This window comes from Enterobacter huaxiensis (assembly GCF_003594935.2).
Taxonomy (GTDB): Bacteria; Pseudomonadota; Gammaproteobacteria; order Enterobacterales; family Enterobacteriaceae; genus Enterobacter; species Enterobacter huaxiensis.
Genome location: NZ_CP043342.1, coordinates 2537443 through 2563405, shown reverse-complemented (window position 1 = coordinate 2563405; position 25963 = coordinate 2537443). Strand labels below are relative to the sequence as shown.

At 56.0% G+C, this 25963-nt stretch carries 21 protein-coding genes; 8 read left to right on the top strand and 13 right to left on the bottom strand.

Annotation, left to right across the window (positions count from 1 at the left end; all coding sequences use genetic code 11):
* Positions 1–9 precede the first annotated feature (9 nt).
* Positions 10–1797 (top strand): aryl-sulfate sulfotransferase, encoded by a 1788-nt coding sequence (locus D5067_RS12165; protein WP_119934337.1) that lies wholly within the window; start codon positions 10–12, stop codon positions 1795–1797.
* Positions 1798–1839: 42 nt separating this feature from the next.
* On the opposite strand, the gene D5067_RS12160 is transcribed toward D5067_RS12165, so the two are convergent.
* The 4 genes from D5067_RS12160 to D5067_RS12145 all read right to left on the bottom strand — a co-directional run bounded on the left by D5067_RS12160 (position 1840) and on the right by D5067_RS12145 (position 5227).
* Positions 1840–2871, bottom strand: a complete 1032-nt coding sequence (locus D5067_RS12160) for a methionine synthase (protein ID WP_119934336.1) — start codon at positions 2869–2871, stop codon at positions 1840–1842.
* 25 nt (positions 2872–2896) lie between these two features.
* Positions 2897–3871, bottom strand: coding sequence for a DUF1852 domain-containing protein (locus tag D5067_RS12155; RefSeq protein ID WP_119934335.1), 975 nt, complete (start codon positions 3869–3871; stop codon positions 2897–2899).
* Positions 3872–4050: 179 nt separating this feature from the next.
* Entirely contained in the window at positions 4051–4542 is a 492-nt protein-coding gene (locus D5067_RS12150; RefSeq protein ID WP_119934334.1) for an Hcp family type VI secretion system effector, read from the bottom strand.
* 253 nt (positions 4543–4795) lie between these two features.
* Positions 4796–5227 carry a DUF2778 domain-containing protein gene (locus tag D5067_RS12145; protein WP_119934332.1) on the bottom strand — a complete coding sequence of 144 codons (432 nt, stop codon included), beginning with the start codon at positions 5225–5227 and terminating at the stop codon, positions 4796–4798.
* Positions 5228–5495: 268 nt separating this feature from the next.
* On the opposite strand from D5067_RS12145, the gene D5067_RS12140 reads away from it, so the two are divergent.
* Complete coding sequence (locus tag D5067_RS12140; RefSeq protein ID WP_119934331.1) at positions 5496–6035, top strand: DUF2058 domain-containing protein; 540 nt, start codon at positions 5496–5498, stop codon at positions 6033–6035.
* A 7-nt stretch (positions 6036–6042) separates the two neighbouring features.
* Here the strand turns inward: D5067_RS12140 and D5067_RS12135 are convergent, their stop codons facing one another.
* Positions 6043–6729: an RluA family pseudouridine synthase gene (locus tag D5067_RS12135; RefSeq protein ID WP_119934330.1), complete on the bottom strand. Its 687-nt coding sequence runs from the start codon at positions 6727–6729 to the stop codon at positions 6043–6045.
* Positions 6730–6819: 90 nt separating this feature from the next.
* Entirely contained in the window at positions 6820–7425 is a 606-nt protein-coding gene (gene azoR / locus D5067_RS12130) for an FMN-dependent NADH-azoreductase (protein WP_119934329.1), read from the bottom strand.
* 204 nt (positions 7426–7629) lie between these two features.
* On the opposite strand from azoR, the gene hrpA reads away from it, so the two are divergent.
* On the top strand, positions 7630–11532 hold the full coding sequence (gene hrpA / locus D5067_RS12125; protein WP_119934328.1) for an ATP-dependent RNA helicase HrpA: 3903 nt from the start codon (positions 7630–7632) through the stop codon (positions 11530–11532).
* Between the two features lie 119 nt (positions 11533–11651).
* Here hrpA and D5067_RS12120 read toward each other — a convergent pair whose 3' ends face one another.
* The 4 genes from D5067_RS12120 to D5067_RS12105 form a co-directional block, all read right to left on the bottom strand.
* Entirely contained in the window at positions 11652–13031 is a 1380-nt protein-coding gene (locus D5067_RS12120; RefSeq protein ID WP_119934327.1) for an efflux transporter outer membrane subunit, read from the bottom strand.
* Positions 13028–14110, bottom strand: a complete 1083-nt coding sequence (locus D5067_RS12115; protein ID WP_119934326.1) for an HlyD family secretion protein — start codon at positions 14108–14110, stop codon at positions 13028–13030. The genes D5067_RS12120 and D5067_RS12115 overlap by 4 nt, the downstream gene beginning before the upstream one ends.
* 22 nt (positions 14111–14132) lie before the next feature.
* Positions 14133–15785 (bottom strand): MFS transporter, encoded by a 1653-nt coding sequence (locus D5067_RS12110; protein ID WP_162497926.1) that lies wholly within the window; start codon positions 15783–15785, stop codon positions 14133–14135.
* 157 nt (positions 15786–15942) lie between these two features.
* A complete protein-coding gene (locus tag D5067_RS12105; RefSeq protein WP_119934325.1) occupies positions 15943–17262 on the bottom strand; it encodes an MFS transporter in 1320 nt (439 codons plus the stop codon).
* A 27-nt stretch (positions 17263–17289) separates the two neighbouring features.
* On the opposite strand from D5067_RS12105, the gene D5067_RS12100 reads away from it, so the two are divergent.
* From D5067_RS12100 to aldA, 3 genes are all read left to right on the top strand, one after another.
* Positions 17290–17427: a hypothetical protein gene (locus D5067_RS12100; protein WP_160117931.1), complete on the top strand. Its 138-nt coding sequence runs from the start codon at positions 17290–17292 to the stop codon at positions 17425–17427.
* A 224-nt stretch (positions 17428–17651) separates the two neighbouring features.
* Positions 17652–18446, top strand: a complete 795-nt coding sequence (locus tag D5067_RS12095) for a YdcF family protein (RefSeq protein ID WP_119934324.1) — start codon at positions 17652–17654, stop codon at positions 18444–18446.
* A 197-nt stretch (positions 18447–18643) separates the two neighbouring features.
* On the top strand, positions 18644–20083 hold the full coding sequence (gene aldA / locus D5067_RS12090) for an aldehyde dehydrogenase (RefSeq protein WP_119934323.1): 1440 nt from the start codon (positions 18644–18646) through the stop codon (positions 20081–20083).
* A 35-nt stretch (positions 20084–20118) separates the two neighbouring features.
* On the opposite strand, the gene gap is transcribed toward aldA, so the two are convergent.
* A complete protein-coding gene (gene gap / locus D5067_RS12085) occupies positions 20119–21120 on the bottom strand; it encodes a type I glyceraldehyde-3-phosphate dehydrogenase (protein ID WP_119934322.1) in 1002 nt (333 codons plus the stop codon).
* 190 nt (positions 21121–21310) lie between these two features.
* Between gap and cybB the strand changes: the two genes are divergently transcribed.
* Entirely contained in the window at positions 21311–21841 is a 531-nt protein-coding gene (gene cybB, locus D5067_RS12080; protein ID WP_119934321.1) for a cytochrome b561, read from the top strand.
* Positions 21842–21935: 94 nt separating this feature from the next.
* Here the strand turns inward: cybB and D5067_RS12075 are convergent, their stop codons facing one another.
* Together D5067_RS12075 and D5067_RS12070 are read right to left on the bottom strand one after the other, a co-directional pair.
* Positions 21936–23003 (bottom strand): oxidoreductase, encoded by a 1068-nt coding sequence (locus D5067_RS12075; RefSeq protein ID WP_119934320.1) that lies wholly within the window; start codon positions 23001–23003, stop codon positions 21936–21938.
* A gap of 13 nt (positions 23004–23016) precedes the next feature.
* Entirely contained in the window at positions 23017–23760 is a 744-nt protein-coding gene (locus D5067_RS12070; RefSeq protein WP_119934319.1) for a DeoR/GlpR family DNA-binding transcription regulator, read from the bottom strand.
* 760 nt (positions 23761–24520) lie between these two features.
* On the opposite strand from D5067_RS12070, the gene D5067_RS12065 reads away from it, so the two are divergent.
* Positions 24521–25858 carry a TolC family outer membrane protein gene (locus tag D5067_RS12065; protein ID WP_119934318.1) on the top strand — a complete coding sequence of 446 codons (1338 nt, stop codon included), beginning with the start codon at positions 24521–24523 and terminating at the stop codon, positions 25856–25858.
* Positions 25859–25963: the final 105 nt, after the last annotated feature.

Here is a 25963-nt window from a genome sequence, read left to right as displayed (position 1 = left end):
GAGCAAAACATGGGTCATCCTTCCATTTTCCCGACCGGCGCGACGCTTTACGATCCTGCGCGCGCGTGGAGCGGCTATACCCTTTTCCAGGCCACCGAGCACGGTGCGGTGCTGGTCGATATGAACGGTGCCGTGGCGCGGGAATGGCCTGAGCTCCACGGCTTCCCCAATAAAATTCTGCCGGGCGGGGCGATCCTCGGACACAGCGGCGAGCGCGACCCGCGCTACGGTATGCAGGATATGCTCGATCTGATCCAGGTTGACTGGGAGGGCAATGTGACATGGTCATTCGATCGCTATGAGAACGTGAGCGACCCGGGCAATAAAACCCGCTGGATGGCGCGGGCGCACCACGACTATCAGCGCGCTGGCAATCCGGTTGGCTACTACGCGCCGGGGCTGGAGCCGCAGGTCGAAGGGGGGAATACGCTGATCCTCGCCCACACTAACCTGGTCAACGAGGCGATATCGGACAAGGTCCTGCTGGACGACACCATTATTGAGGTCGACTGGGAGGGAAACGTGGTGTGGGAATGGCGCTGCAGCGATCATTTTGAGGAGCTGGGCTTCGACGATGCGGCGCGCAGCGCGCTTTACAATAACCCCAACATGCGCGCCAGCGGCGGCGGAATGGGCGACTGGATGCATATCAACTCGATGTCCACGCTGGGGCCGAATAAATGGTATGACGCCGGGGACAGCCGTTTCCACCCGGATAACATCATCTGGGACGCCCGCGAGTCCAACATCATCGCCATCATCGATAAGCAGACCGGCAACATCGTCTGGCAGCTTGGCCCGGATTACAGCACGCCAGCGCTAAAACACATCGGCTGGATCATCGGCCAGCACCACGCGCACATGATCCCGCAGGGTCTGCCCGGCGCGGGCAATATCCTTATTTTCGATAACGGCGGCTGGGCGGGGTACGGCGCGCCGAACCCGGCCTCGGCGGACGGGGTGAAAAACGCCTGGCGCGACTATTCGCGGATCCTCGAAATTAACCCCGTGACGCTGGATATCGAGTGGCGCTACTCGCCGTATGAAGCGGATCTTCCCCAGCCAACCGACTCTTATCGTTTTTATAGCCCCTATATCAGCAATATGCAGCGCCTCGAAAACGGCAATACGCTGATTAATGAAGGCTCCAACGGGCGTATTTTTGAAGTGACGCGCAATCATGAAATTGTCTGGGAATACGTATCGCCGTTCTGGGGCAAGACGCTTAACAACAACATGGTGTACCGCGCGTACCGCATTCCCTATGGCTGGATCCCGCAGCTTCCTCAGCCGCGGGAAACGCCGATAGTCCCGGTGGATGTTCGAACCTTACGCCAGCCGGGCGCGGCGGCGGCTGGCCCGGCGCAAAGCGTGGTGCGGGTCGCAGGCGTGAAGCCCTACAGCAAAAGCGCCGATGCGCTGTGCGTCGCGACGGATAACGACACCCTTCGCCGCAGCCCAAAACTGTTCCGCGTGGCGGAAAGCGCGTTTAAAACGGTGAGCACGTCGAGCGAGCTGGAAGGCAATGGCCCGATACTGCTGTTTGTCGGGGCGGAGCGCTGCGTGCACTGCCGCAGGCTCTGGCAGCTGCTGGCGAACGAGAAGCTGATTCCACTGACGGCGCGGTTTGATACCCGCTATCTGGACGCCGATCTGAATACGGAACTGGCAGGCCAGCTGGGCGTGCGCGGTCTGCCCACGCTGCTGGTGATCGGGCATGGGCAGGCGGTCTCGCGTGCGCCCGCGCAGCAATCGGTAGAAAGCGTAGGTGAGTGGCTGAGCGGCGTGAGTGAATAATGCGATTCCCGGGAGAGCGAGCCTCTCCCGGGAGGGGCGAGGTTATTTTGCCAAAATCTCGCGGCGAACAATCTCTGCGCCCGCGCTCAGCGCCTTCAGCTTGCCGTTAGCAACCTGACGGGAGAGCGGGGCCATTCCGCAGTTGGTGGACGGATAAAGCTTGTCGGCATCGACAAACTGCAGCGCCTTGTGCAGCGTGTCGGCGACCTCCTCAGGCGTTTCGATATGGTTCGTCGCCACGTCGATAGCGCCAACCATCACCTTTTTGCCGCGGATCAGCTCCAGCAGATCCATCGGCACGCGGGAGTTGTGGCACTCCAGGGAAATAATGTCGATGTTTGAGGTCTGCAGCTTAGGGAAGGCCTCTTCGTACTGTCGCCACTCGGAGCCGAGCGTCTTTTTCCAGTCGGTATTGGCCTTAATGCCGTACCCGTAGCAGATGTGCACCGCGGTTTCGCACTTCAGCCCTTCAACGGCGCGCTCCAGCGCGGCGATACCCCAGTCGTTTACCTCATCGAAAAAGACGTTAAAGGCCGGCTCGTCGAACTGAATAATATCGACGCCTGCGGCTTCCAGCTCGCGCGCTTCCTGATTGAGGATTTTGGCAAATTCCCAGGCCAGCTTCTCGCGGCTTTTGTAGTGGGCATCATAAAGGGTGTCGATCATGGTCATCGGGCCCGGCAGCGCCCATTTGATCGGCTTGTCGGTGAGCTGACGCAGGTACTTTGCATCGTCAACAAAAACGGGCTTTTGGCGTGCAACCGCATCCACCACGGTCGGCACGCTCGCGTCATAGCGGTTGCGAATGCGCACGGTCTGGCGGTTCTCAAAATCCACGCCGCTGAGGTGCTCAATAAAGGTCGTTACGAAGTGCTGACGGGTCTGCTCGCCATCGCTGACGATATCAATCCCGGCGCGAACCTGTTCATCCAGCGACAAACGCAGCGCATCCTGTTTACCGGCGATCAGTTCGTCGTCCTGTAATTTCCACGGCGACCACAGGGTTTCCGGTTGAGCCAGCCACGTTGGCTTAGGCAGGCTGCCTGCCGTTGACGTTGGGAGCAATGTTTTCATAATAAAAAAGACCTTATTCGATTAATTAAAGCGTGAAGTTATGGGACCACTGCTCAAGACGTTGCTGGAAGGGCTTAATAAATTGCTCTTCCGTATATTTGCCCTGTTGGATCGCTAGCTGGCTGCGCTCTTCACGGTCATAAACAATTTTCGTTAATGAATGATCCTGCTGGTTCAGATCCGGCTGATAGCACTGTCCCGCTGTCGAGTTAGCGTTATAAATTTCAGGGCGGTAAATCTTCTGGAATGTTTCCATGGTGCTGATGGTCCCAATCAGTTCAAGATTCGTATAGTCCGCCAGCAGATCTCCGGAATAGTAAAAGGCGAAAGGCGCCGCGCTGTTCTCAGGCATGAAATAGCGGACCTTCAGGCCCATTTTGCCAAAGTATTGTTCAGTCAGGGATGTGCCGTCTGGCTGGTACTCGATGCCCAATACAGGGTGCGTGTTGCCCGTACGCTGGTAGGTATCTTTGCTGGAGACGCTCAGGCAGATCACCGGCGGCTTCTTAAAGTGTTCCCGGTATTCGGCAGAGTGGGTGAAGTGCTTGAAAATATTGCCGTGCAGTTCACCAAAGTTCTCAGGAATACTAAAGGTGGAACGATCCTTATTGTGATCGAGCAGCAATACGCTGAAATCATAGTCGCGCACGTAGGATGAGAAGTTATTCCCGACGATACCTTCGATGCGCTCGTTGGTGTTTTTATCGACAATAAACGTCTGCAGTATTTCAATGGCCGGGAAGCTATTTTCTCCATCGATGTTCATATCAACGGAAATAATTTCAAGCTCAACCGCATAACGATCGGCTTTTGGATTATCCCAGCGCGCCAGGGCGTTAAAGCGGTTGTTTATCATCACGAGCGTGTTGCGCAGATTTTCCTGACGCTTTTCCCCACGCGCCAGGTTGGCAAAGTTGGTGGTGGTACGCGTATTCTCGGAAGGGTTATAGTTCTCATCGAAGCAACTGCGCTTAAGCGTAAATGTAAAAGCTTTACTCATGGTGGTTATGCATCCTAAGTTCATGTTGCCAGGAAGTTATCAATGCATAATTTATGCCTTAGCCCGTGGCTGAGGGGAAGTGACTTAATTTCACTGCAACATGAGGGAAGTTCATGAACAGTGTTGCGCACAGGTTGGCGTGGGAAGTGAAAGGGTAAGGGGCATCTTGCCCCTAAGCGTTATGCTGTAGGACGTTCATTCCATGCGTCACTATGCATGATGTTTCCGTCGACGATGCGCCAAGTAATTTTTTCGTACTGCAGGCTTACGCTTTCAACATGGTTCATTTTTTCGTTGGCAGCGATTTTCACGTTCGGCACGCTGCAGTTAACACCAGTAACCTTTACGTTTTCCATTAATACGTTGTAATAACAGACTTCCTGTCCGGCATCATTAATATGATAGAACTTAATTTCTGCGCTCTTAAGCGCCTGGCCGGTAGAAGCTGCTTTGTAGAGATAGGGCGTGGAGCTATCAACTTCCTTTTCAATCCGCATGGATGAGTGTTGACGTGTGCCGGTGATCTTGCCGTTAGCGCTGTCTACCGGAAGGTTAAGGCCATGGCTCAGCCCTATGATCTCAATACTACCTTCACGGTCCTGAACATCTACGGAACCTTTAATATATGCGCCACCGTCGTCTTTTAGCCACATGTAGGGAGGGATTGGCATTGTTTATATCCTTATTTTATTGAGTAGTAGTGTTGTTAATCGATAAATAACCGTTGCGAGGAACAATACGATTAAAATATCGATATTGGTATATGTTTCATATATTGTTTCAGCATTCACATCGCCATAAATAAAACCACATATAGATGAGACGAAGTCATGATCAAGATAGATTTCAGCAGACCCTAGCGTGCGACCTACCATCAGGCTAATAAGTAGAAACCAGAGTGTTTTGAATAGTCTGATGCTCCATTTACGGGCAAGAGTTGGTATAGCCACTTTCATTCACCTCAACCCAGCCGCGTGCCATTAGTGAACGCATACAGGGAACCTGAATGCGTTCCGTACTTATTAAAGCATTACGTATCAATGCATAATCAGAATTATGGGCAATTGTTATACATCCTTCAGATACCGTACCCGGATGCAGCCGAAACAATCCGCGGTATACGTTTTCAATCCAGGTACCATCGTCAATTCCCCAGTCATCCTTGTATAATGCAAACCAATCATCACGGCCAAATTCCACACCAGATGTCACCTTGTTCCACTGATCCTGAACCTTAGCCTTAAACCCTGAAAAGAAACCTCCAGTCCCTCTGTCAACAATCCAATATTTACCAAGAGGAATTGGACCCGACCCTTTAACAGCACCGTTAAGCATCATTGTTCCTTTTAAGGCCATATTTTCTCCATATCATTTTAATAAGAGAAAGGCAGCCTACGCTTGAATTGAACACAGATATTCAATCAACATCATGTTTATGAACTGCTCTTTTTTTTTAAGAAAATGACCTGACAATTTTTAACCACTATTCAGGTGTTAACGTTAGTAAAGGCTGTATGAATAATAAACCAGACTCAGGTAACAAAACGCCATGCCTACTTCTCTGGCACACCCTCCACAATTCCCGCTATAATCCCCAAAATTTCCAACCGGTTTAGAAACAATCATGACAAAACTCACCTTACAAGAGCAGATGCTGAAAGCGGGCTTAGTCAGCAGCAAGAAAGTGGCAAAAGTGCAGCGCACGGCAAAGAAATCACGCGTTCAGGCGCGTGAGGCCCGTGAAGCGGTCGAAGAGAACAAGAAGGCGCAGATCGAGCGCGACAAGCTGCTGAGCGAGCAGCAGAAGCAGGCCGTACTGGCGAAAGAGTTTAAAGCCCAGGTCAAGCAGCTGATTGAAATGAACCGCATTACCGTTTCAAGAGGCAACATCACCTTTAACTTCACTGACGGCAATCTGATTAAAAAGATCGACGTCGACAAGCAAACCCAGGCCCAGCTGATCAATGGCCGTCTGGCGATTGCGCGCCTGGTGCTCAATGCTAACGGCGACTGCGACTACGCGATCATTCCGGCGGTGGTGGCGGATAAAATTGCCCAGCGCGATGCCGACAGCATTGTGTTAAACAGCGCGCTAAGCCAGGAAGAGCAGGATGAAGACGATCCGTACGCGGACTTCAAAATCCCTGACGATTTGATGTGGTAAACACCCTTTAAAACGGTGCAGCGTGACGGGCGTTAATCGCCTCGCCGCTTACCGGATGCACAAAATCCAGCCCGCTGGCGTGCAGCATCAGCCGCGGCGCCTCCCCGGCGCCAGGCCATTCAAGACCGCCATATAAATCGCAGCCCAATATAGGGTGACCCAACTGCTGGCAGTGAATGCGCAGCTGGTGGGTTCGCCCCGTCTCCGGCGTGAGCGCAACCCGCGTCAGCGGTAAGCCCGTCGCCTGATAAAAACGTTCAATCACCCGGTAGCGGGATCGCGCCGGTTTGCCCGTAATGGCGCAAATCGACATCAGCGGGAACAGCGCCGGGTCTTTGGCAATCGGCGCATCAATAACGCCTTCGTCGTCCTTAACGTGTCCGCACAGCAGTGCGCTATAGGCCTTATTCACGGCGCGCTGGCTAAACTGGTGGCAAAGCGCGGCGTTTATCGCTTTATTAAGCGCAATCACCATAATGCCGGATGTGCCGAAATCCAGACGATGCACCAGCGTGCAGCCCGGGAAGTTTTGCACCAGACGGTAATGAACGGAATCGAGGTTTTGCGGGTTTTTGCCCGACAGGCTGAGCAGGCCGGAGGGTTTATCGATCAGCAGCAGATGCTCGTCCTGCCAGAGAATTTCAATCTCATCGAGACAAGGTGGGGCAATAAAGTTATCGACGATTGCAGACATCAGGCCGCCCGGCTGGAGAGTGGGAGCGGATAATAACGAAATGCGGGGGAAAAGAAAAACCCTCCCGCCGGGCGGCAGGAGGGTGACATCTTAGGCTGCTACAAAACCGTCGATCGCGGCTTTCGCATCGGACTGGGCTTTGGTCGCCACTTCCGGACCGTAAGCGATACCTTCCGCGAACACGAAGTTCACGTCGGTGATGCCGATGAAGCCCAGGAAGACGGACAGATACGGCGTTACCAGGTCAGTTGCGGTATCTTTGTGAATGCCGCCGCGGCTGGTCAATACCACCGCACGTTTGCCCGTCACCAGACCTTCAGGGCCTTTCTCGGTGTAACGGAAGGTCACGCCCGCGCGGGCTACCAGGTCAAAGTAGTTCTTCAGCTGGGTAGGGATGTTGAAGTTGTACATTGGGGCGTTGATCACGATAACGTCGTGCGCCTGCAGTTCAGCAATCAGCTCGTCGGACAGCGCCAGGGCTTCCTGCTGACGTGGAGTCAGTGGAGCATCGCTCGGACGCAGCGCGCCAACCAGCTCGCCGTCCAGCACAGGAATTGGGTTTGCAGCCAGGTCACGCACGGTGATTTCGTCCGCTGGATGCTGTTCACGCCACTGCTCAACGAAATAATCAGACAGCTGACCAGACTGAGAGTACCCTGCCAGAATACTGGATTTTAATACTAATACTTTGCTCATGGGTGATTCCTGTTTTGCATTTGATTGAAGGGGGTTGCCCCGTTGCTTGTTGACACTCTATTCACAATCCTGTCGCAGGGATAGCGCAATATATCGAAGCCTATGTTCGAAATTTTTGAATAAGGCGCTAAAAGCGCTGATGTGGTACTCTATATCAATCATTAAAAAGAGAATTTATCCGGCAGTGCACTGCCCGTTAACGCTATGACAGAACAACAAAAATTAACCTTCCCGATGCTTCTGCAGCAGCTTGATACGCTGATGCTGCGCGATAAACAGCGCTTTGCGCGCCGCCTGCACGGGGTGAAGAAGGTTAAAAATCCTGATGCACAACAGGCCATTTACCAGGAGATGGCGAAAGAGATAGAACAGGCCGCAGGGAGAGTTGTGCTGCGCGAAGCCGCGCGTCCGGCTATTACCTATCCGGAAAACCTGCCCGTCAGCCAGAAAAAACAGGACATCCTTGAGGCCGTCCGCGATCACCAGGTGGTGATTGTCGCAGGTGAAACGGGGTCAGGAAAAACGACGCAGCTTCCTAAAATCTGCATGGAGCTGGGGCGCGGGGTGAAAGGTCTGATTGGCCACACCCAGCCGCGTCGACTGGCCGCGCGCACCGTGGCGAACCGTATTGCCGAAGAGCTGCAGACGGAGCCGGGGGGCTGCATCGGATACAAGGTCCGCTTCAGCGACCACGTCAGCGATAACACCATGGTGAAGCTGATGACCGACGGTATTCTGCTGGCGGAAATCCAGCAGGATCGCCTGCTGATGCAGTACGACACCATCATCATCGATGAAGCCCACGAGCGCAGCCTGAACATCGATTTCCTGCTCGGCTACCTGAAAGAGCTGCTGCCGCGTCGTCCGGATCTGAAAATCATCATCACCTCCGCAACCATCGACCCTGAGCGCTTCTCGAAGCATTTCAACAATGCGCCAATTATTGAGGTCTCTGGCCGCACCTATCCGGTCGAGGTGCGCTATCGCCCGATCGTGGAAGAGGCGGATGATACCGAGCGCGACCAGCTGCAGGCCATCTTCGACGCCGTTGACGAGCTGGGTAACGAAAGCGCGGGCGACATCCTGATCTTCATGAGCGGCGAGCGCGAAATTCGCGACACCGCCGATGCGCTCAGCAAGCGCGACCTGCGCCACACCGAGATTCTGCCGCTTTATGCCCGCCTGTCTAACAGCGAACAGAACCGCGTGTTCCAGGCGCACAGCGGGCGGCGCATCGTGCTCGCGACTAACGTGGCGGAAACCTCGCTGACCGTACCGGGCATTAAATACGTTATCGACCCGGGCACGGCGCGCATCAGCCGCTACAGCTACCGCACCAAGGTCCAGCGCCTGCCGATTGAGCCAGTATCTCAGGCCTCCGCCAACCAGCGTAAGGGCCGCTGCGGCCGCGTGTCCGAAGGGATCTGTATTCGTCTTTATTCGGAAGACGATTTCCTGTCGCGTCCGGAATTTACCGACCCGGAAATTCTGCGTACCAACCTGGCGTCCGTTATTCTGCAGATGACCGCGCTGGGGCTAGGCGACATCGCGGCGTTTCCGTTCGTCGAAGCGCCGGACAAACGCAACATTCAGGACGGCGTACGCCTGCTGGAAGAGCTCGGCGCCATTACCACCGACGAGCAGGCGACGGTCTATAAGCTGACGCCGCTGGGCCGCCAGCTCAGCCAGCTGCCCGTTGACCCGCGTCTGGCGCGTATGGTGCTGGAGGCGCAGAAGCACGGCTGCGTGCGCGAGGCGATGATCATCACCTCGGCGCTCTCCATTCAGGACCCGCGCGAGCGTCCGATGGACAAACAGCAGGCGTCTGACGAAAAACACCGCAGGTTCCACGACAAAGAGTCCGATTTCCTCGCCTTCGTGAACCTGTGGAACTACCTCGGCGAGCAGCAGAAAGCGCTCTCCTCGAACCAGTTCCGCCGCCAGTGCCGCGTCGAATTCCTCAACTATCTGCGCGTGCGCGAATGGCAGGACATCTACACCCAGCTGCGCCAGGTGGTGAAAGAGCTGGGGATCCCGGTCAACAGCGAGCCGGCGGAGTACCGCGAAATTCATATCGCGCTGCTGACCGGCCTGCTGTCCCACATTGGGATGAAGGACGCCGAAAAGCAGGAGTATACCGGCGCGCGCAACGCCCGTTTCTCTATCTTCCCCGGTTCTGGCCTGTTCAAGAAGCCGCCGAAGTGGACCATGGTTGCCGAGCTGGTAGAGACCAGCCGCCTGTGGGGGCGGATTGCCGCGCGCATCGATCCGGAATGGGTTGAACCAGTGGCCCAGCACCTGCTCAAGCGCTCGTACAGCGAACCGCACTGGGAGCGCGCGCAGGGCGCGGTGATGGCGACCGAGAAGGTGACCGTTTACGGCCTGCCGGTGGTCGCCGCGCGTAAGGTCAACTACAGCCAGATCGATCCGGCACTCAGCCGCGAGCTGTTTATCCGGCACGCGCTGGTGGAGGGAGACTGGCAGACGCGGCATGCGTTCTTCCGCGAAAACCTGAAGCTGCGCGCCGAAGTGGAAGAGCTTGAGCATAAATCCCGCCGCCGCGACATTCTGGTGGACGACGAGGCGCTGTTTGAGTTTTACGATCAGCGCATCAGCCACGAGGTCATTTCCGCTCGCCATTTTGACAGCTGGTGGAAGAAAGCCGGCAAAGAGACGCCTGACCTGCTCAACTTCGAAAAGAGCATGCTGATTAAGGAAGGGGCGGAGTCGGTCAGCAAGCTCGACTACCCGAACTTCTGGCATCAGGGCAACCTCAAGCTGCGGCTGACCTATCAGTTTGAGCCGGGTACGGACGCCGACGGCGTAACCGTTCACATCCCGCTGCCGCTGCTGAACCAGGTAGAAGAGAGCGGCTTTGAGTGGCAAATTCCCGGCCTGCGCCGCGAGCTGGTGATTGCGCTGATCAAATCCCTGCCTAAGCCGGTGCGCCGCAACTTTGTGCCTGCGCCAAACTACGCGGAAGCGTTTTTAGGCCGCGTCACGCCGCTGGAGCTGCCGCTGCTGGACGCGCTTGAACGTGAGTTCCGCCGCATGACCGGCACCACCATCGACCGCGAAGACTGGAACTGGGATCAGGTGCCCGATCACCTGAAAATCAGCTTCCGCGTGGTGGACGACAAAAACAAAAAGCTGCAGGAAGGCCGTTCGCTGACCGAGCTGAAAGAGGCCCTGAAAGGCAAGGTTCAGGAGACGCTCTCCGCCGTGGCGGACGACGGTATCGAGCAGAGCGGGCTGCACATCTGGAGCTTTGGTCAGCTTCCGGAAAGCTACGAGCAGAAGCGCGGGAACTATAAGGTGAAAGCCTGGCCTGCGCTGGTCGATGAGCGCGACAGCGTGGCGATTAGGCTCTTTGATAATCCGCTGGAGCAGCAGCAGATGATGTGGCGCGGGCTGCGTCGCCTGCTGCTGCTCAACATCCCGTCGCCGATTAAGTATCTGCACGAGAAGCTGCCGAACAAAGCCAAACTGGGGCTGTACTTTAACCCATACGGCAAGGTGCTTGACCTGATTGATGACTGCATCTCCTGCGGCGTGGATAAGTTAATCCACGAGGCGGGGGGGCCGGTCTGGACGGAAGAGGCCTTTGCGAAGCTGCACGACAAGGTGCGCGCGGAGCTGAATGACGCCGTGGTGGAGATTGCTAAACAGGTCGAGCAGATCCTGACCGCCGTTTTCAATATCAACAAGCGCCTGAAAGGCCGCGTGGATATGACCATGGCGCTGGGGCTCTCGGACGTGAAGGCGCAGATGGCGGGGCTGGTCTATCGCGGCTTTGTCACCGGCAACGGCTTTAAGCGTCTGGGCGATACGCTGCGCTACCTTCAGGCGATTGAAAAACGTCTGGAGAAAATGGCCATCGACCCGCATCGTGACCGCGTGCAGATGCTGAAAGTTGAAAGCGTACAGCAGGCGTGGCAGCAGTGGCTGAACAAGCTGCCGCCAGCGCGTCGCGAGGATGAAGACGTGCAGGAGATCCGCTGGATGATCGAGGAGCTGCGCGTCAGCTTCTTTGCCCAGCAGCTCGGCACGCCGTATCCGATTTCGGATAAGCGTATCCTGCAGGCGATGGAGCAGATTTCCGGTTAAAACCCTTGCCCGGTGGCGCTGCACTGCGGCCTGATGCCCTCACCCCAACCCTCTCCCACAGGGAGAGGGAGAACACCCAGCCCGTAGGACCGGTAAGCGAAGCGCCACCGGGCAGGTTTTCAGGCACTGACCCAGCCGCCCCCCAGCGCTTTATACAAATCAATTTGCGCCAGCAGCAGGTTATTTTTTACCTGTACCACGCTGGTCTGCACCGAGTACAGCGTACGCTGAGCGTCGAGCACGTCCAGATAGGATGAATACCCGTTGTTGTAGCGGTTTTGCGCAATGCGCAGCGTCTCCCGGGAAACGTCCTGCTGAGCCAGCAGTTCGGTAAGCTGTTCCTGATAGCGCGTAATGGCATCAAGGCTGTTATTCACTTCTGAAAAGGCATTGCGTACGGTTTTTTCGTAGGCGTACAGCGCCTGATTGCGCTGGGACTGTGAAACATCCACCTGCGCATTCAGCGCCTGTCGGTTCAACAGCGGGGCAAGAATGCTTCCGCCCACGCTCCAGAGCTGGAGCGGGTTGTCCAGCAGGCCTGACAGGGTACGATCCTGCAGCGATCCGGTCGCCGTCAGGTTGATCGACGGCAGAAGGCTGGCGCGCGACGCGGCAAGCGAGGCGTCTGCCGCAACCAGCTGGCGCTCGGCCTGAACGACGTCCGGACGGCGATTAAGCAGCGTCGAAGGCAGCTGCGAGGGGAGCTTCAGCGGCGTTAGCGCGTCGAAGCTTTCACCGCGCGCAACGTCGCCTGGGTTATTACCCAGCAGCAGGCTCAGCGCGTTTTCCTGCTGAGCAATCTGATGCTGGAGTACCGGAACCTGCGCCCGCGTAGAGCGCAGCTCCGAGTCGGACTGCATCAGCTCCAGCCGCGAACTGTAGCCCGTCTCAAACTGCCGTTTGGCAAGGTTAAACGCCGCTTCGCGGGACGTCAGGGTAGATTGAGTCACGCGCAGCTGTTCATCCAGCGAGAGCAGGGTGACGTACCCGGAGGCCACCGAAGAGGCAACCGTCAAATCCGCCGCCGCGGCTGCGGCTTTCTGCGCCGCCAGCGACGCCTCGGCAGCCGCAGCGGTGCTGCGGTTCACGCCCCAGATATCGACATCATAGCTTGCGGTCAGGCTGCCTTTGTACAGCGTGCTGTAGACAGGGAGCCCCGTAGCGGCAGATTGCGCGCGGGCCCGCGTACCGGAGACTCCGGCATCCAGCGAGGGAAAGAGGCTGCCGTCTGCAGCGTAGACCCGCGCCTGATATTCATCGATCCGCTCGCGGGCAATCAGCACATCGCTGTTGTTTTTAAGCGCCTGGTCCACATAGCGGTTCAGATGGCTGTCGTGGAAGTTTCGCCACCAGATCTGTTCTACAGGGCTGGCGGGGCCTGCATCGGCACGCCATTGGTTCGGGATGTGCAGGGACGGTTGAGCGGGTTTGACATCGACCGACTGGCACCCTGCCAGTATGACCGCCATCATCAGGCTGGCGAGCGGGCGCAGCGTCATTGCTTCTCCTCCCGCGTGTCAATCGTCACCTGTACAGACATGCCCGGGCGCAGCAGCGTGTATTCTTCCGGTTTGCCGAGTATTTCAATGCGCACCGGAATGCGCTGGGCAATTTTAACGAAGTTGCCGGTGGCGTTATCCGGCGTGATTGCGCTGAACTCCACGCCCGTTGCGGGAGAGATGCTCTCCACGCGGCCCTGATAGGCTTTATCGTTTAACGCATCGACGGTGAATTTCACCGGCTGTCCGACGCGCAGGTTCGCCAGCTGCGTCTCTTTAATATTGGCAATCACCCAGTGCTGCGGCGGCACCAGCGTGGTGAGGTGCGTTCCGGCGGAAACGTAGGCCCCAAGGCGCACGGCAATCTGCCCGAGCTGGCCGTCACGCGGGGCGATAATGCGGGTATTTTGCAGGTCGATCTGCGCCAGCTCCAGCGCGGCTTTGGCGTTGTCGACGTCCGCCTCCAGCGACCCGCGGTTGACGATAACGGTCTGCAGATCCTGGCGAGACATCTCAAGCGACGCTTTGGCCTGGTCGATGTCGGCGCTGCCCTGAGCGGCACTCGCCAGCGCCGCGTCGCGCTCGCGAATGGAAAGGGAACCGTCTGCCGTCAGATCCTTCACGCGCTTTAAATCCGCCTGGGTTTTCAGGCTCTGCGCGCGGGCGTTTTTCAGCACCGCCTCGTTTTTCGCGATCGTCGCTTCGGCGCTCTTACGCTGCTGCAGGTTGTTGTTGAGCGCGGCAATCTTCATCGCCAGCTGCGCCTCGGCCTGGTGGACGCGCTGGCGATAGATACGGTCGTCAATCTGCAGCAGCACATCCCCTTTTTTGACGTGAACGAAATCCTGAACATTCACCTCAGTGATGTACCCGTTCACCTGCGGGCTGATAAACGTGGTCTGGCCGCGGACGTAGGCGTTATCCGTAAACTGCGCGTGGCGGGTGAACGGCGGCAGCTGCCAGGCGTAGAGGATCACCAGCACCCCGACAATACCGATCGCCGCGGCGGTGAAAACCGAAACAATACGCACATTCTTGCGGGTGTTGGCCTGCTCTTTTGCGGCATCCTGCTGACTCATACAATCTCCAGAAATATTTCCATTATTTGTTACCCGTGGCGTTCTTCAGGGCCATACGGGCCGTTATGCGCAGGCGCAACAGGCGCCATAAAATCCAGACCAGCGTGGCGGCAGCGATGCTCGCCGTCAGAAGGTAAGTATCGTTGTAAGCCAGAATGTTTGCCTCAAGGGTCGTGACCGTTTGCAGCTGGGTGATGGCCTGCGTGCCCAGCAGGGCGCTGTCCCCGATCAGGCTTTGGTACATCTGGGTATAGGCCTGAATGCGCTCGTTCACCAGCGGGTTTAGCGTAGTGAGCTGGTCAGCCAGCAGGCTGGAGTGGTACTTCTCGCGCCAGGTCTGAAAGGTACCGAGGATTGCGGAACCGAGCAGGCCACCGATGTTCTGACTCATGCCAAACATCACCGAGAAGCTCACCAGGTTGCGCGGCTCGGCGATGACGCCGCCGATGGCGGCCAGCATTGCCGGGGCAAGGAAAAAGGCGCTGCCGAAGCCCAGCAGGAACTGGCTCAGCATCAGCTGGTCCGGACGGGTCAGGTTGGTCGACCGGCTGTCGAGCAATGAGGCCACGATCATCAGCGCCAGCGAGGTAATGATGGGCCAGGCGAGTCTGGTGGGCTTGATCGTCAAACAGCTGGTGACAATCCCGCAGACAATCCCGGCAAAGATAGACCACGCCAGGTGCGTCATCTGCTCATTTTGCAGGCCGACGTACTGTAGCCAGCCGATGACCCCGGTGTTCTGTTCCGCCAGCACGATGCGGATCAACAGCATGATTAACCCCAGGCGCACGATACTGCCGCTCGACAGCCAGCGGGTGTTGAGCAGAGGATTGCTGCGGTTATGTTCAAACATAATCGCGGAGACGATCAGGACCAGCGATAGCGCCAGCGACCAGCCAATCCACGGCGCTTCAAACCACCAGTACAGGCGGCCCAGGGAGAGTACCGCGCACAGTAGCGCCATACCGGGTGCCAGCAGAAAGAAGGTGATGAAGTCTTTCTTCTCGAAAACCTTACGGCGGTCGCCCGGCGGCAGCTTGAGCACCATCACGCAGGCCAGCGATATCAGGGCCAGCCCCAGCTCGAAGAAGTAGAGCCCGCGCCACTCGTCAAGCTGGAGCAGTTCGGTGGAGAACAGCCGTGCCATAGGGATCGCCAGCGACGATCCGGTAATCCCAATCGTCAGCGCCTTGAGCCGGTGCTTCGCGGGCCAGGCCTGAATTTGATAATAGATACCGAGCGAACTGAGCGCGGCCGCGACCATGCCGTGCGCGGCGCGGACCATCAGCGCAGAGCTGAGATCGTTCACGAACAGGTGAAAAAAGGTGACCAGCACGTAGAGCACCAGGAACCCTTCCGTAAACGCCCGCAGACCGTACTGCTGACGAAATTTCACCAGCAGCAGGTTGATGGAGACGTTGGTCATCACATAGACGGCGGGCAGCCAGGCGATCTCTGTCGACCAGGCCCCGAAGGTGCCCTGTAAGTTTTGCAGATTAGCGGTCACGACCGCGTTACCCAGCGCCCCGGTCAGGCACACCAGCAGGCCAACGATGCCGTAGGCAATTCGCTTTGGCGTGGGATGTTCCGGGGTGGAGGGTGAACCCAGCAGGGCGGGTTTCTCATGTGGCTGCCACTCGCGAGGAGCATACGGGTCGCGTTGGGGCAGGCGCATAACGTCGTTTACCTTAGAAAAAGTTGAATAGTGAGCGGGCTAATGATTCTACGTCTGACGCAAATCATAATTCAAGTGAATATGATTATCGCATGTTACGCAAATGTTTAGGGAACGGATAAGGAAAAAGAGCGGCCCGAAACGGGCCGCCGGGGGCTCATGCTTCGTCAGGCTGGGCCTGAATCACCGAACCACGCTTCACGCGGCTGGCACAGTAAATAGCGATCAGTGAGATAATTACCGTTACCGCCAGATACCACGCCACCGGCACCCAGTCGCCATCGTATTTCGCCAGTAAACCCGTTGCGATAAGCGGTGCGGTACCGCCTGCCAGCGCGGCCCCAAGCTGATAGCCCAGAGTGATACCCGTGTAGCGAACGTTAGCGCTGAATATTTCTGAGCACAGGGTGCCGAGCACTGCCGTGACGGGCGCCCACAGCACGCCAAAGGCGATAACCGTGGCGAGGACAATGCCCCACGTGGTGCCGGTATTGAGCAGCATAAACCACGGCACGATGAACAGGCCCAGAATAAACACGCTGACGGCGTACATGCGCTGGCGGCCAACCCTATCGGAGAGGAATCCCATGAGTGGGATCATGATGGTCGCGACCAGGGCACCCAGCGTCACGGCCTCCAGCGCCTGAGACTTCTGATAGGTGAGCGTGGTTGTGGCGTAGCTGACCACAAAAGTCGAGAAAATATAAAACGGCGCGGTTTCAACCACCTTCAGCCCGGCGGCAATCAGCACTTCGCGCCAGTGGTGTTTCAGGGTATCGCGCAGCGGCGCTTTCGCAACCCGGCCCGACGCTTTCACTTTCTTGAAGTCAGGCGTTTCGTCGATGTCTTTACGGATCCACAGGCCAATGAGCACCAGTACGGAACTCAGCAGAAAGGGAATACGCCATCCCCAGGAGAGGAAATCCTCCTCGCTGAACAGCGTCATCAGCGACACGATAAAGGTCGCCATCAGCATTCCGATAGTCACACCGGCCTGCGGAATACTGCCGAAGAAGCCTTTGCGCTTCTCGGGCGCGTACTCATAGGCAAGCAGCAGGGCACCTCCCCATTCACCGCCAATGCCCATTCCCTGAATGATACGCATCAGGATCAGCAGCGCCGGTGCCCACATGCCAATCATGTCGTAAGTGGGAAGCAGGCCAATCATCACGGTTGCACCTCCCATTAGCGACAGGGTTAGCACCAGCGTTTTCTTACGCCCGATGCGGTCCCCGATATGGGCGAAGAGGACGCCGCCAATAGGGCGGATGAAGAACGTTAATGAGAAAGAGAGATAGGAAAGGATCAGCCCAATAACCGGATCAACCATCGGGAAGAATATCTTATTAAAAACCAGCGCCGCCGCCGTGCCGTAGAGAAAATAGTCAAACCATTCAATAGCGCTGCCGGTGAGGCTGGCGATGAGAACCTTTTTGTTTTTTCGTAAGACCGTCGTTGTGCTTTCATGTTGTGTCATGACCCAAAACCCCGCCACGTAGATGATATGAAAGGTGTCACCTGGCGCGCTTCAGGTGCAACCTTTAGTGATAAAAAGGTTATTAAATTGTTAAGCAACTTAGGGTGGGATGTTTTATTTGGCAAGCCAGAAGGGGGCTTTACTGGTCAGATCACGGTGAAATAAGCAGCGACTGTTGCTTTATCATCATCACGATATGGCACGATGTTTTGAATGAGGGATAATCAAAAGCATAAAATGCAGGTGCAACCCAATTGTTTTTAGATGTTTCTGGTTATTTCAAAAAAATGACAAAGAGGGGGTGTCGAGCGGTTTGGCTTTCGGAGAGATCCTCTGTTTCCCCAGGACGCATGCGATACTCTGGATCAAAACGCTGTAAGGAGGTCACGATGACACTGGCACTTTTTCCTTCTCTCCCCGAGAGCACGCTGAATGCGGTGAACACCGTCGGAGGATGGCTGGCGCAGGACGAACTCCATGACAGCCAGCCTGTTGATATGGTCATTCTGGCGGGGAATGCGGTCATTCCTGCTATCGATGCCGCCTGTCGGATCGCGTCCGAACAGGGTGTTCCGCTGTTGATCAGCGGCGGGATTGGGCACTCAACCACCTTCCTGTATGCCGCGGTTGCTCAACATCCGCGCTATAACACGCTCCCCACGACGGGGCGCGCGGAGGCGGCGATCCTCGCGGACATCGCCCGCGAATTCTGGAAAATCCCGGCCGAGAAAATTCTGGTTGAAGACCAGTCAACCAACTGCGGCGAGAACGCCCGCTTTAGCCGGGAAATGATGAAGCATCACGGCCAGAGGCCAGAGCGCGTGCTGGTGGTGCAGGACCCGACGATGCAGCGCCGCACCATGGCAACCTTTGCGCGCGTCTGCCGGGATGAGGCGGCTTCGCCGACGTGGGTGAGCCATCCGGGGCTCACGCCGGTTGTGCAAAATAGCGAAGACGGGCTGAAGTTCTGCGGCAGTAACGAAGGGCTTTGGCCGGTAGAACGCTATCTGTCGCTGGTGCTGGGCGAGTTCCCGCGCTTACGCGATGACGTCAACGGCTATGGACCGAGGGGTAAAGATTTTATCGCGCACGTGGACATTCCTGAGGACGTGAATAACGCGTGGAATATCCTGCGCGGTGACGCGATCCTCACCGATGCGCTGGTAAGCCGTTCTCTGCTGTGATCGCCTGCCCGTTTGCGCTGGCTTCGCCGCAAACGGGCATCTTATGTTGCCAGTCTGTAATTTTTAAAACCGCTGACCCGTTTCTTTTATGAGATATCTCACAAAAACAGCCTGATAGAGTAGGCATCCTCGCCAGTAATTATAGTTTTTAACAATGCATTTACTTGTTAAAAACAGTGTAATTACAGGAGCAGGTCATGACGGTACCCGTACAACATCCTATGTATATTGATGGACAGTTTGTTGCCTGGCAGGGTGACGGCTGGATTGATGTGATTAACCCGGCCACTGAAGAGGTCATCTCCCGTATCCCCGACGGCAGCGCGGAGGATGCGCGTAAAGCGATAGACGCGGCCGAGCGCGCGCAGGCCGGCTGGGAGGCGCTGCCCGCTATCGAACGCGCAAGCTGGCTGCGTAAAATTTCTGCAGGCATCCGCGAGCGCGTGAGCGAAATCAGCGCCCTGATCGTGGCAGAAGGCGGTAAAATTCAGCAGCTGGCGGAAGTGGAAGTGAACTTTACGGCCGACTATATCGACTACATGGCCGAGTGGGCGCGTCGCTATGAAGGTGAAATTATTCAGAGCGACCGTCCCGGCGAGAACATCCTGGTCTTTAAACGCGCGCTGGGCGTTACCACCGGCATCCTGCCGTGGAATTTCCCGTTCTTCCTGATTGCCCGCAAGCTTGCGCCCGCGCTGCTGACCGGTAATACCATCGTCATCAAACCCAGCGAGTTCACGCCGAATAACGCCATCGCGTTCGCCAAAATTGTCGATGAAATCGGCCTGCCGAAAGGTGTCTTCAACCTGGTACTGGGGCGCGGCGAAACCGTGGGGCAGGAGCTGGCAGGTAATCCGAAAGTGGCGATGGTCAGCATGACCGGCAGCGTTGGCGCGGGTGAGAAGATCATGGCCGCGGCGGCGAAAAATATCACTAAGGTTGGCCTTGAGCTTGGCGGCAAAGCGCCGGCCATCGTGATGGACGACGCCAACCTTGAGCTGGCGGTCAAAGCGATTGTCGATTCCCGCGTGATCAATACCGGGCAGGTGTGTAACTGCGCCGAGCGCGTATACGTGCAGAAAGGGATTTACGATCGCTTTGTGAATCGCCTGGGCGAGGCGATGAAGGCCGTGCAGTTTGGCAACCCGGCTGAGCGTACCGATATTGCCATGGGGCCGCTGATCAACGCCGCGGCGCTGGAGCGCGTGGAGCAGAAGGTGGCTCGCGCGGTGCAGGAAGGGGCGACGGTCGCGCTCGGCGGCAGGGCGGTAGAGGGGAAAGGCTATTACTATCCGCCAACCCTGCTGCTGGACGTGCGCCAGGAGATGGCCATCATGCATGAAGAGACGTTTGGCCCCGTTCTGCCGGTGGTTGTCTTCGACACGCTGGAAGAGGCCCTGAGGATGGCAAACGACAGCGACTACGGCCTGACGTCGTCAATTTATACGCAGGACCTGAACGTCGCCATGAAGGCGATTAAAGGGCTGAAGTTTGGCGAAACCTACATCAACCGCGAAAACTTTGAAGCCATGCAGGGCTTCCACGCGGGCTGGCGAAAATCCGGTATTGGCGGGGCAGACGGCAAGCATGGCCTGAATGAATATCTGCAAACGCAGGTGGTCTATTTGCAGTCCTAATACTGAACCCCCTCTCCGCGGAGAGGGGTTTTGCTTTACAGCGACGCGTATTTATCCAGCGTACGCACCAGCTGCGTAACGAATCCGTATTCGTTGTCATACCAGGCAACGGCTTTGACCAGCTGCACGTCGCCCGCCTCGCTGACTTCGGTCTGGGTTGCGTCAAACACCGAGCCATAGTGCGAGCCAATCACGTCCGAAGAGACGATCTCTTCGTCGGTATAGCCAAACGATTTATTCCCCTGCGTGGCTTTTTTCAGCGCGGCATGGATCTCTTCTACCGTCACCTTTTTCTCCAGAATCGCCACCAGCTCCGTCACCGAACCGGTTTTGACCGGCACGCGCTGCGCGTGTCCTTTGAGCTTGCCGCTCAGCGCCGGGATAACAAGGCCAATCGCTTTGGCGGCGCCGGTCGTGTGCGGGATGATATTTTCCGCTGCGGCGCGGGAGGCGCGCAGATCTTTACCGCGCGGACCGTCCACCAGCGCCTGCGTCCCGGTATAGGCATGAATGGTGGTCATGGTCCCAACTTTAATGCCGAAGGCGTCGTGGAGGGCTTTAGCCAGAGGGGCCAGGCAGTTGGTCGTACAGGAGGCGACGGAAATGATGGTATCGCTGGCATCAATGGTGTCGTCGTTGACGTTGAACACAATGGTTTTCATCTCTCCCGCCGGGGCTGAGATCAGCACCTTTTTGGCGCCGGCATCCAGATGGGCGCGGGATTTTTCTTCCGAGGTATAAAAACCGGTGCATTCGACGACGATATCCACCCCAGCCGCTTTCCACGGGATATGCTTTGCCTCTTTTTCTGCGTAAACCGAGATGGTTTTTCCGTCAACGATCAGCGAATCTTCCGTGAAATCCACGCTCCACGGAAAGCCACCGTAGTTGGAATCATGCTTGAGCAAATACGCCAGCACTTTGGGGGAGGTCAGGTCGTTGATGGCGACGACGCTGTTGCTGTCCTGGGTTTCAAGAAGGCGACGCAGAACAAGGCGTCCAATACGTCCAAATCCGTTAATGCCAATTTTACTCATGGTTTACTCCTGGTGAACGTGTCGATGCGACAGTTTGAACTCATCCAGGCTTAGACCATGACGGGCGGGGCGGCAATTGAAGATGCTTCATGCGCGGGGAAGTATCTGAAAAACCATACAGAAAAGTTAATGAATTTTTAAGGAAAGCGGATTATGTTGACGCTGTATTTGTCATTCATCAGGAAATTACATGCGCACTAAATATACAGGCCTGCAAATAGGTATCCACTGGCTGGTGTTTCTGTTAGTCATCGTGGCCTATTGCGCCATGGAGTTCAGAGGCTTTTTCCCGCGGAGCGACCGCCCGCTGATTAATATGATCCATGTGTCCTGCGGGATCTCAATCCTGGTACTGATGGTGGCAAGACTGCTCATCCGTCTCAAATTCCCGGCGCCGCCCATTCAGCCAAAACCCAAAGCGATGATCACCGGCATGTCGCACCTGGGCCATCTGATTGTATATGTGCTGTTTATCGCGCTGCCGCTGATCGGCATTGTGATGATGTACAACCGGGGTAACGACTGGTTTGCCTTCGGTATGGTGATGCCGCACGCGGCGGAAGGGAATTTTGACCTGGTAGATATGCTTAAAGAATGGCACGTCACGCTGGCAAACCTGGGCTATTTCGTCATCGGCCTGCACGCCCTGGCGGCGCTGATGCATCACTATTTCTGGAAGGACAACACGCTGCTGCGCATGATGCCGAAAAAGCGGCCGTAGCCAGCCCTATGGCCCGGCGGCGCTACGCCTGCACGGGCCTGTGAACGGCCCTGAATCGTAGGCCGGGTAAGCGCAGCGCTACCCGGCCTGTTTTTTAACCCAGCAGAGCACGCTCTTCAGCTGTTAATTCCAGCGCCTGCGTTGACCCTTTCTCCGATGATTTAACCGCCGCTTCAAGTACCGCCATCACCGCCAGCGCTTCAACAGGATGAACCGGATTCTCGATCCTGCCCGTCAATGCATCGCGCACGCCGATGTAGTACTGGCGCTGATCGCCTTTCGGGGTCTCAACGCGTGAGGTTTCACCGTTGGCATCAAACAGCACCATATCGTCACTGTCTTCGCCCCAGCCTTCGCTGCCGGGAATTACGCCCGCCAGCAGCTGCACTTCCTGCTGATCGATACGCGCCTTCACCACGCTGGCTTTGTCGCCGTGCACGGCAAAGCGGGAGGTGCCGCCTGCAACCAGCATGCTGCAGTGCAGCACCACTTTATGTTCCGGGTAATTCAGCACCACGTGCGCCCAGTCATTAATTTCCGCGCCAGCGCGCAGCGTCGCGATATTGCCCTGTACGGACTGCGGCAGGCCAAAAAGCTGGAGGGTCTGATCGATAAGATGCGGCCCCAGGTCAAACCACAGGCCGCTGCCCGGCACATTTTGTTCTCTCCAGCGTGCGCGCACTTCCGGACGGAAGCGGTCGATGTGGGACTCAAAATGCTTAACCTTGCCGATTTTACCCTGCTCCATGACCTGCTTAATGCCGAGGAAGTCGCTATCCCAGCGGCGGTTATGGAAGACGGACAGGAGTAGCTGCTTTTCTTCAGCGAGGGCGATCAGATCCCGGGCTTCCTGCATGTCGAGGGTGAAGGGTTTATCGACCACCACGTGCTTCCCGGAATTCAGGGCGAGGGTCGCCAGCGGGGCATGGGTGGCGTTGGGGGAGGCAATTACGACCAGGTCAACATCCGGGTGTTGAATCGCCTCTTCCGGCGTGGCGACAACCAGAACCTCCGGAAGATCGCGTTTCACCTTCTCTTCATTACGGGAAGAGACCACCGCCAGCGTAAGCCCGTCGACGGACTCAATCAGCGGGGCATGGAAGGTCTTGCCCACAAAGCCATATCCGATCAGCGCAACGTTAATTGTTTTACCTTTATTCATGACCTTCTCCACGTTATTTTGCGCAAACAGTGACCTGCAGTGCGCTACTGTCCCCGAGCTCTGCCCAGGGCCTGTCTAAAAACAGCTGATGTATCTCAGATAATCCGGAAACCAGATAAGGTTCGCAGTGGTTAAGTTTCAGATGGTCGGCAACGACCCAGCGTTCATGGCTGGCCGCCAGCATTGCGCGCTTCACCTCCGCATCGGCTTCTTTACTGGCGCTTAGCCCAAGCTCGGCGTGGATCGCGCACGCGCCAAGAATGGCGATATCCGCACGATAGCGCGACAGCAGGGAGAGGGTGGCGCTTCCGGCAAACAGACGCTGCGCCTTGTCCCATTTTCCCCCGAGCAGGATCAGTTCAATGTCTTCCCGATCGCTGAAGTGCTGGGCGATATCCAGTGAGGTGGTGATGACCGTCAGCGGCCCTTTAAGAAACATTGCTACCGACAGCACGGTACTTCCTGCGTCCAGAAACAGCGTCGAACCGGCCGGTACGTATTCTGCGACCTGTTTACCCAGCCGCTGTTTCGTATCCGGCAGAAGCGTGTTTCTTCCCCGGCGATTCATCGCGGAAAGATTGAGGGCGATTGCGCCGCCGTGGTTCTTCTGAGCCAGTCCCTGATTCTCAAGGTCGGTGAGGTCGCGGCGGATAGTGTCAGCAGATACCTGCAACTTTTCTGCAAGCTCGGTGATGCTGGCTTGGCCTTGTTCGCTAATAATATCAAGAACATATTTCTGTCTGGCGGTTTTGTGCACGGCCTAGATCCTGCAAAATGTCGCAATAAGTTGCATAATACAGCATTTGCAGTGAAAGGGAATCACCGATGGCATTCCAGGACATTTCATGCGGTGAGGGATGAAGAGGTAGTCCTAATGGTAAGGTTGAGTGATTATTAAAATCCCATTAATCAAAATGAATTAAAGTGTTCTGGAGGTTTAAGGGGCATGTTAATAGACTGTTTTATATATTCATTTGGCTTATATGTCTGTTTAGTTTGACATAACAGATCGCTCTGTCTGATAAATCGACCGCTTATAGATGTTTATTCCTAAAATTTGAATATCACTGGAATATAATATCGCCCTCATTTCTGAGGTTACTTAAATTGACAGTACTTTGAAAATCTTTGTGTTTGACCCATTAAGAAATTAACCCAAAATTGTGCAGCATCTCTTTTAGGAATTTTACTTAAATAACAATGGCTTTATTTGTTTCGTTTGAAAGGCCATTTTTGACCAATTGTACAGAAACCTTATGAATTTTCTTAAATGTAACACCTCGTTAACATTGCAGGTGTAGTTGCAATTTAAGCATTTTGTTATGCTCCGAACGAGCTAAAAAAATAAGTAAATTCCTAATTTTGAAAATACCCTGGTCAGCTCTCACTTCCGTCAGGAATGGGAATAGGGGACTTATACCTTAAATTTAGCAATTACGGAGAAAAGGATATTTGTCTAATTATCGCTACCTCTTTTGGGTAAGTATCTCGACAACACTCAGAGTCAGGGGGATAAAATGACTATATTTCAAAACTACATGTTATTCAGATTTCCAGCCGCTGTAGCAATTATTGCGATGACGGTAAATACGGCATATGCCAATAGCAGCCAGGCGGGTTTTGCGCCAGTTGCCGCAACAACCTTAAAAGAAAGTATTCTGTTTGCTATCGATCGCGATCCCTCCGTGAGCCATCAGGCTGCACAGTTGGGCATTGGTCAGGCGCAAATAGATGAAGCGCGCAGCGGTTGGATGCCGCAAATATCATTGAACGGCAGTACGGGTCACAGCCAAACGACAGATTCCAGCGGATCGCTGAGGAATTCCGCTGCCTGGGGATTGAGCCTGACGCAGCTGATTTATGACTTTGGCAAGACCAACAACAGCATTAGTCAGAGTTCAGCTCAGCGTGATAGTTATCGCTTCCAGTTGATGGGTACGCTGTCTGACGTGGCGGAAAAAACGGCCCTCAGCTACGTGGAGGTCAAGCGCTATACGGATCTGTTGCAGGCGGCCAGGGAGAATGTCCAGGCGCTTAACAACGTTGCGCAGCTGGCAAAGCTGCGCGCGGATGCTGGCGTGAGCTCGACATCCGACGAGCTCCAGACCCGCACGCGAATTGCCGGAATGCAGGCCACGGTGGAGCAGTATACCGCATCGCTTAACAGCGCCCGCGCAAGGCTCGCGGTTCTGACCGGCATGCAGGCGGAAAAATACTCCCCGGTGCCGGCGAATCTGGCCGTGGAGCAGGATTCCGTCAACCGTATTGATTATTCATTGATCCCGGCGGTGATGGCGGCGCAGAACATGGAGCGCTCGGCGCAGTATGGCGTCGAAACGGCCAGGTCTCAGCACTGGCCGACGCTAAGCCTTAAGGGCGGCCGCACGCGCTATGAATCGGATAACCGTTCCTACTGGGACGACCAGATACAGGTCAATATTGACGCGCCAATCTACCAGGGAGGCGCGGTCTCTGCACGCGTGCGACAGGCAGAAGGTGCTCGGGCAATGGCATCTTCTCAGGTTGACCAGGCGCGGTTCGATGTGCTGCAAAAGGCTTCCGTCGCGCAGGCTGACTGGACCGGTGCGCGCGGGCGCATGGAGGCGGGGCGGCAGCAGCTGGAAAGTGCGTTGCGCGCCCGTGACGTTTACAAGAATGAATACACCCTGAGCAAGCGCAGCATTAACGATTTGCTCAGCGTTGAACAGGATGTCTGGCAGGCAACCACCGCGAAAATAATCGCTGAATATGATGGCTGGAGCTCGGCAATTAATTACGCTTCAGCCGTGGACAATCTTATGCCGCTTATTGGGATAGAGAAAAACGTTGCCGCAAAATTACCCGATCTGAATTAAAAAAGACGCGCCTTTCTGCGCGAAATAAGTTTGACAATAATGGGTGATTTTTCCCAGGGATAGCTACATCCATCTGGTGGACATATCCACAGGAATCCGTGCACC

Bases quoted from the DNA above. Each gene is read 5' to 3' on its own strand.
- D5067_RS12165 (WP_119934337.1), top strand. From the start codon at position 10: ATGGGTCATCCTTCCATTTTCCCGACCGGCGCGACGCTTTACGATCCT.
- D5067_RS12160 (WP_119934336.1), bottom strand. From the start codon at position 2,871: ATGAAAACATTGCTCCCAACGTCAACGGCAGGCAGCCTGCCTAAGCCA.
- D5067_RS12155 (WP_119934335.1), bottom strand. From the start codon at position 3,871: ATGAGTAAAGCTTTTACATTTACGCTTAAGCGCAGTTGCTTCGATGAG.
- D5067_RS12150 (WP_119934334.1), bottom strand. From the start codon at position 4,542: ATGCCAATCCCTCCCTACATGTGGCTAAAAGACGACGGTGGCGCATAT.
- D5067_RS12145 (WP_119934332.1), bottom strand. From the start codon at position 5,227: ATGGCCTTAAAAGGAACAATGATGCTTAACGGTGCTGTTAAAGGGTCG.
- D5067_RS12140 (WP_119934331.1), top strand. From the start codon at position 5,496: ATGACAAAACTCACCTTACAAGAGCAGATGCTGAAAGCGGGCTTAGTC.
- D5067_RS12135 (WP_119934330.1), bottom strand. From the start codon at position 6,729: ATGTCTGCAATCGTCGATAACTTTATTGCCCCACCTTGTCTCGATGAG.
- azoR (WP_119934329.1), bottom strand. From the start codon at position 7,425: ATGAGCAAAGTATTAGTATTAAAATCCAGTATTCTGGCAGGGTACTCT.
- hrpA (WP_119934328.1), top strand. From the start codon at position 7,630: ATGACAGAACAACAAAAATTAACCTTCCCGATGCTTCTGCAGCAGCTT.
- D5067_RS12120 (WP_119934327.1), bottom strand. From the start codon at position 13,031: ATGACGCTGCGCCCGCTCGCCAGCCTGATGATGGCGGTCATACTGGCA.
- D5067_RS12115 (WP_119934326.1), bottom strand. From the start codon at position 14,110: ATGAGTCAGCAGGATGCCGCAAAAGAGCAGGCCAACACCCGCAAGAAT.
- D5067_RS12110 (WP_162497926.1), bottom strand. From the start codon at position 15,785: ATGCGCCTGCCCCAACGCGACCCGTATGCTCCTCGCGAGTGGCAGCCA.
- D5067_RS12105 (WP_119934325.1), bottom strand. From the start codon at position 17,262: ATGACACAACATGAAAGCACAACGACGGTCTTACGAAAAAACAAAAAG.
- D5067_RS12100 (WP_160117931.1), top strand. From the start codon at position 17,290: ATGAAAGGTGTCACCTGGCGCGCTTCAGGTGCAACCTTTAGTGATAAA.
- D5067_RS12095 (WP_119934324.1), top strand. From the start codon at position 17,652: ATGACACTGGCACTTTTTCCTTCTCTCCCCGAGAGCACGCTGAATGCG.
- aldA (WP_119934323.1), top strand. From the start codon at position 18,644: ATGACGGTACCCGTACAACATCCTATGTATATTGATGGACAGTTTGTT.
- gap (WP_119934322.1), bottom strand. From the start codon at position 21,120: ATGAGTAAAATTGGCATTAACGGATTTGGACGTATTGGACGCCTTGTT.
- cybB (WP_119934321.1), top strand. From the start codon at position 21,311: ATGCGCACTAAATATACAGGCCTGCAAATAGGTATCCACTGGCTGGTG.
- D5067_RS12075 (WP_119934320.1), bottom strand. From the start codon at position 23,003: ATGAATAAAGGTAAAACAATTAACGTTGCGCTGATCGGATATGGCTTT.
- D5067_RS12065 (WP_119934318.1), top strand. From the start codon at position 24,521: ATGACTATATTTCAAAACTACATGTTATTCAGATTTCCAGCCGCTGTA.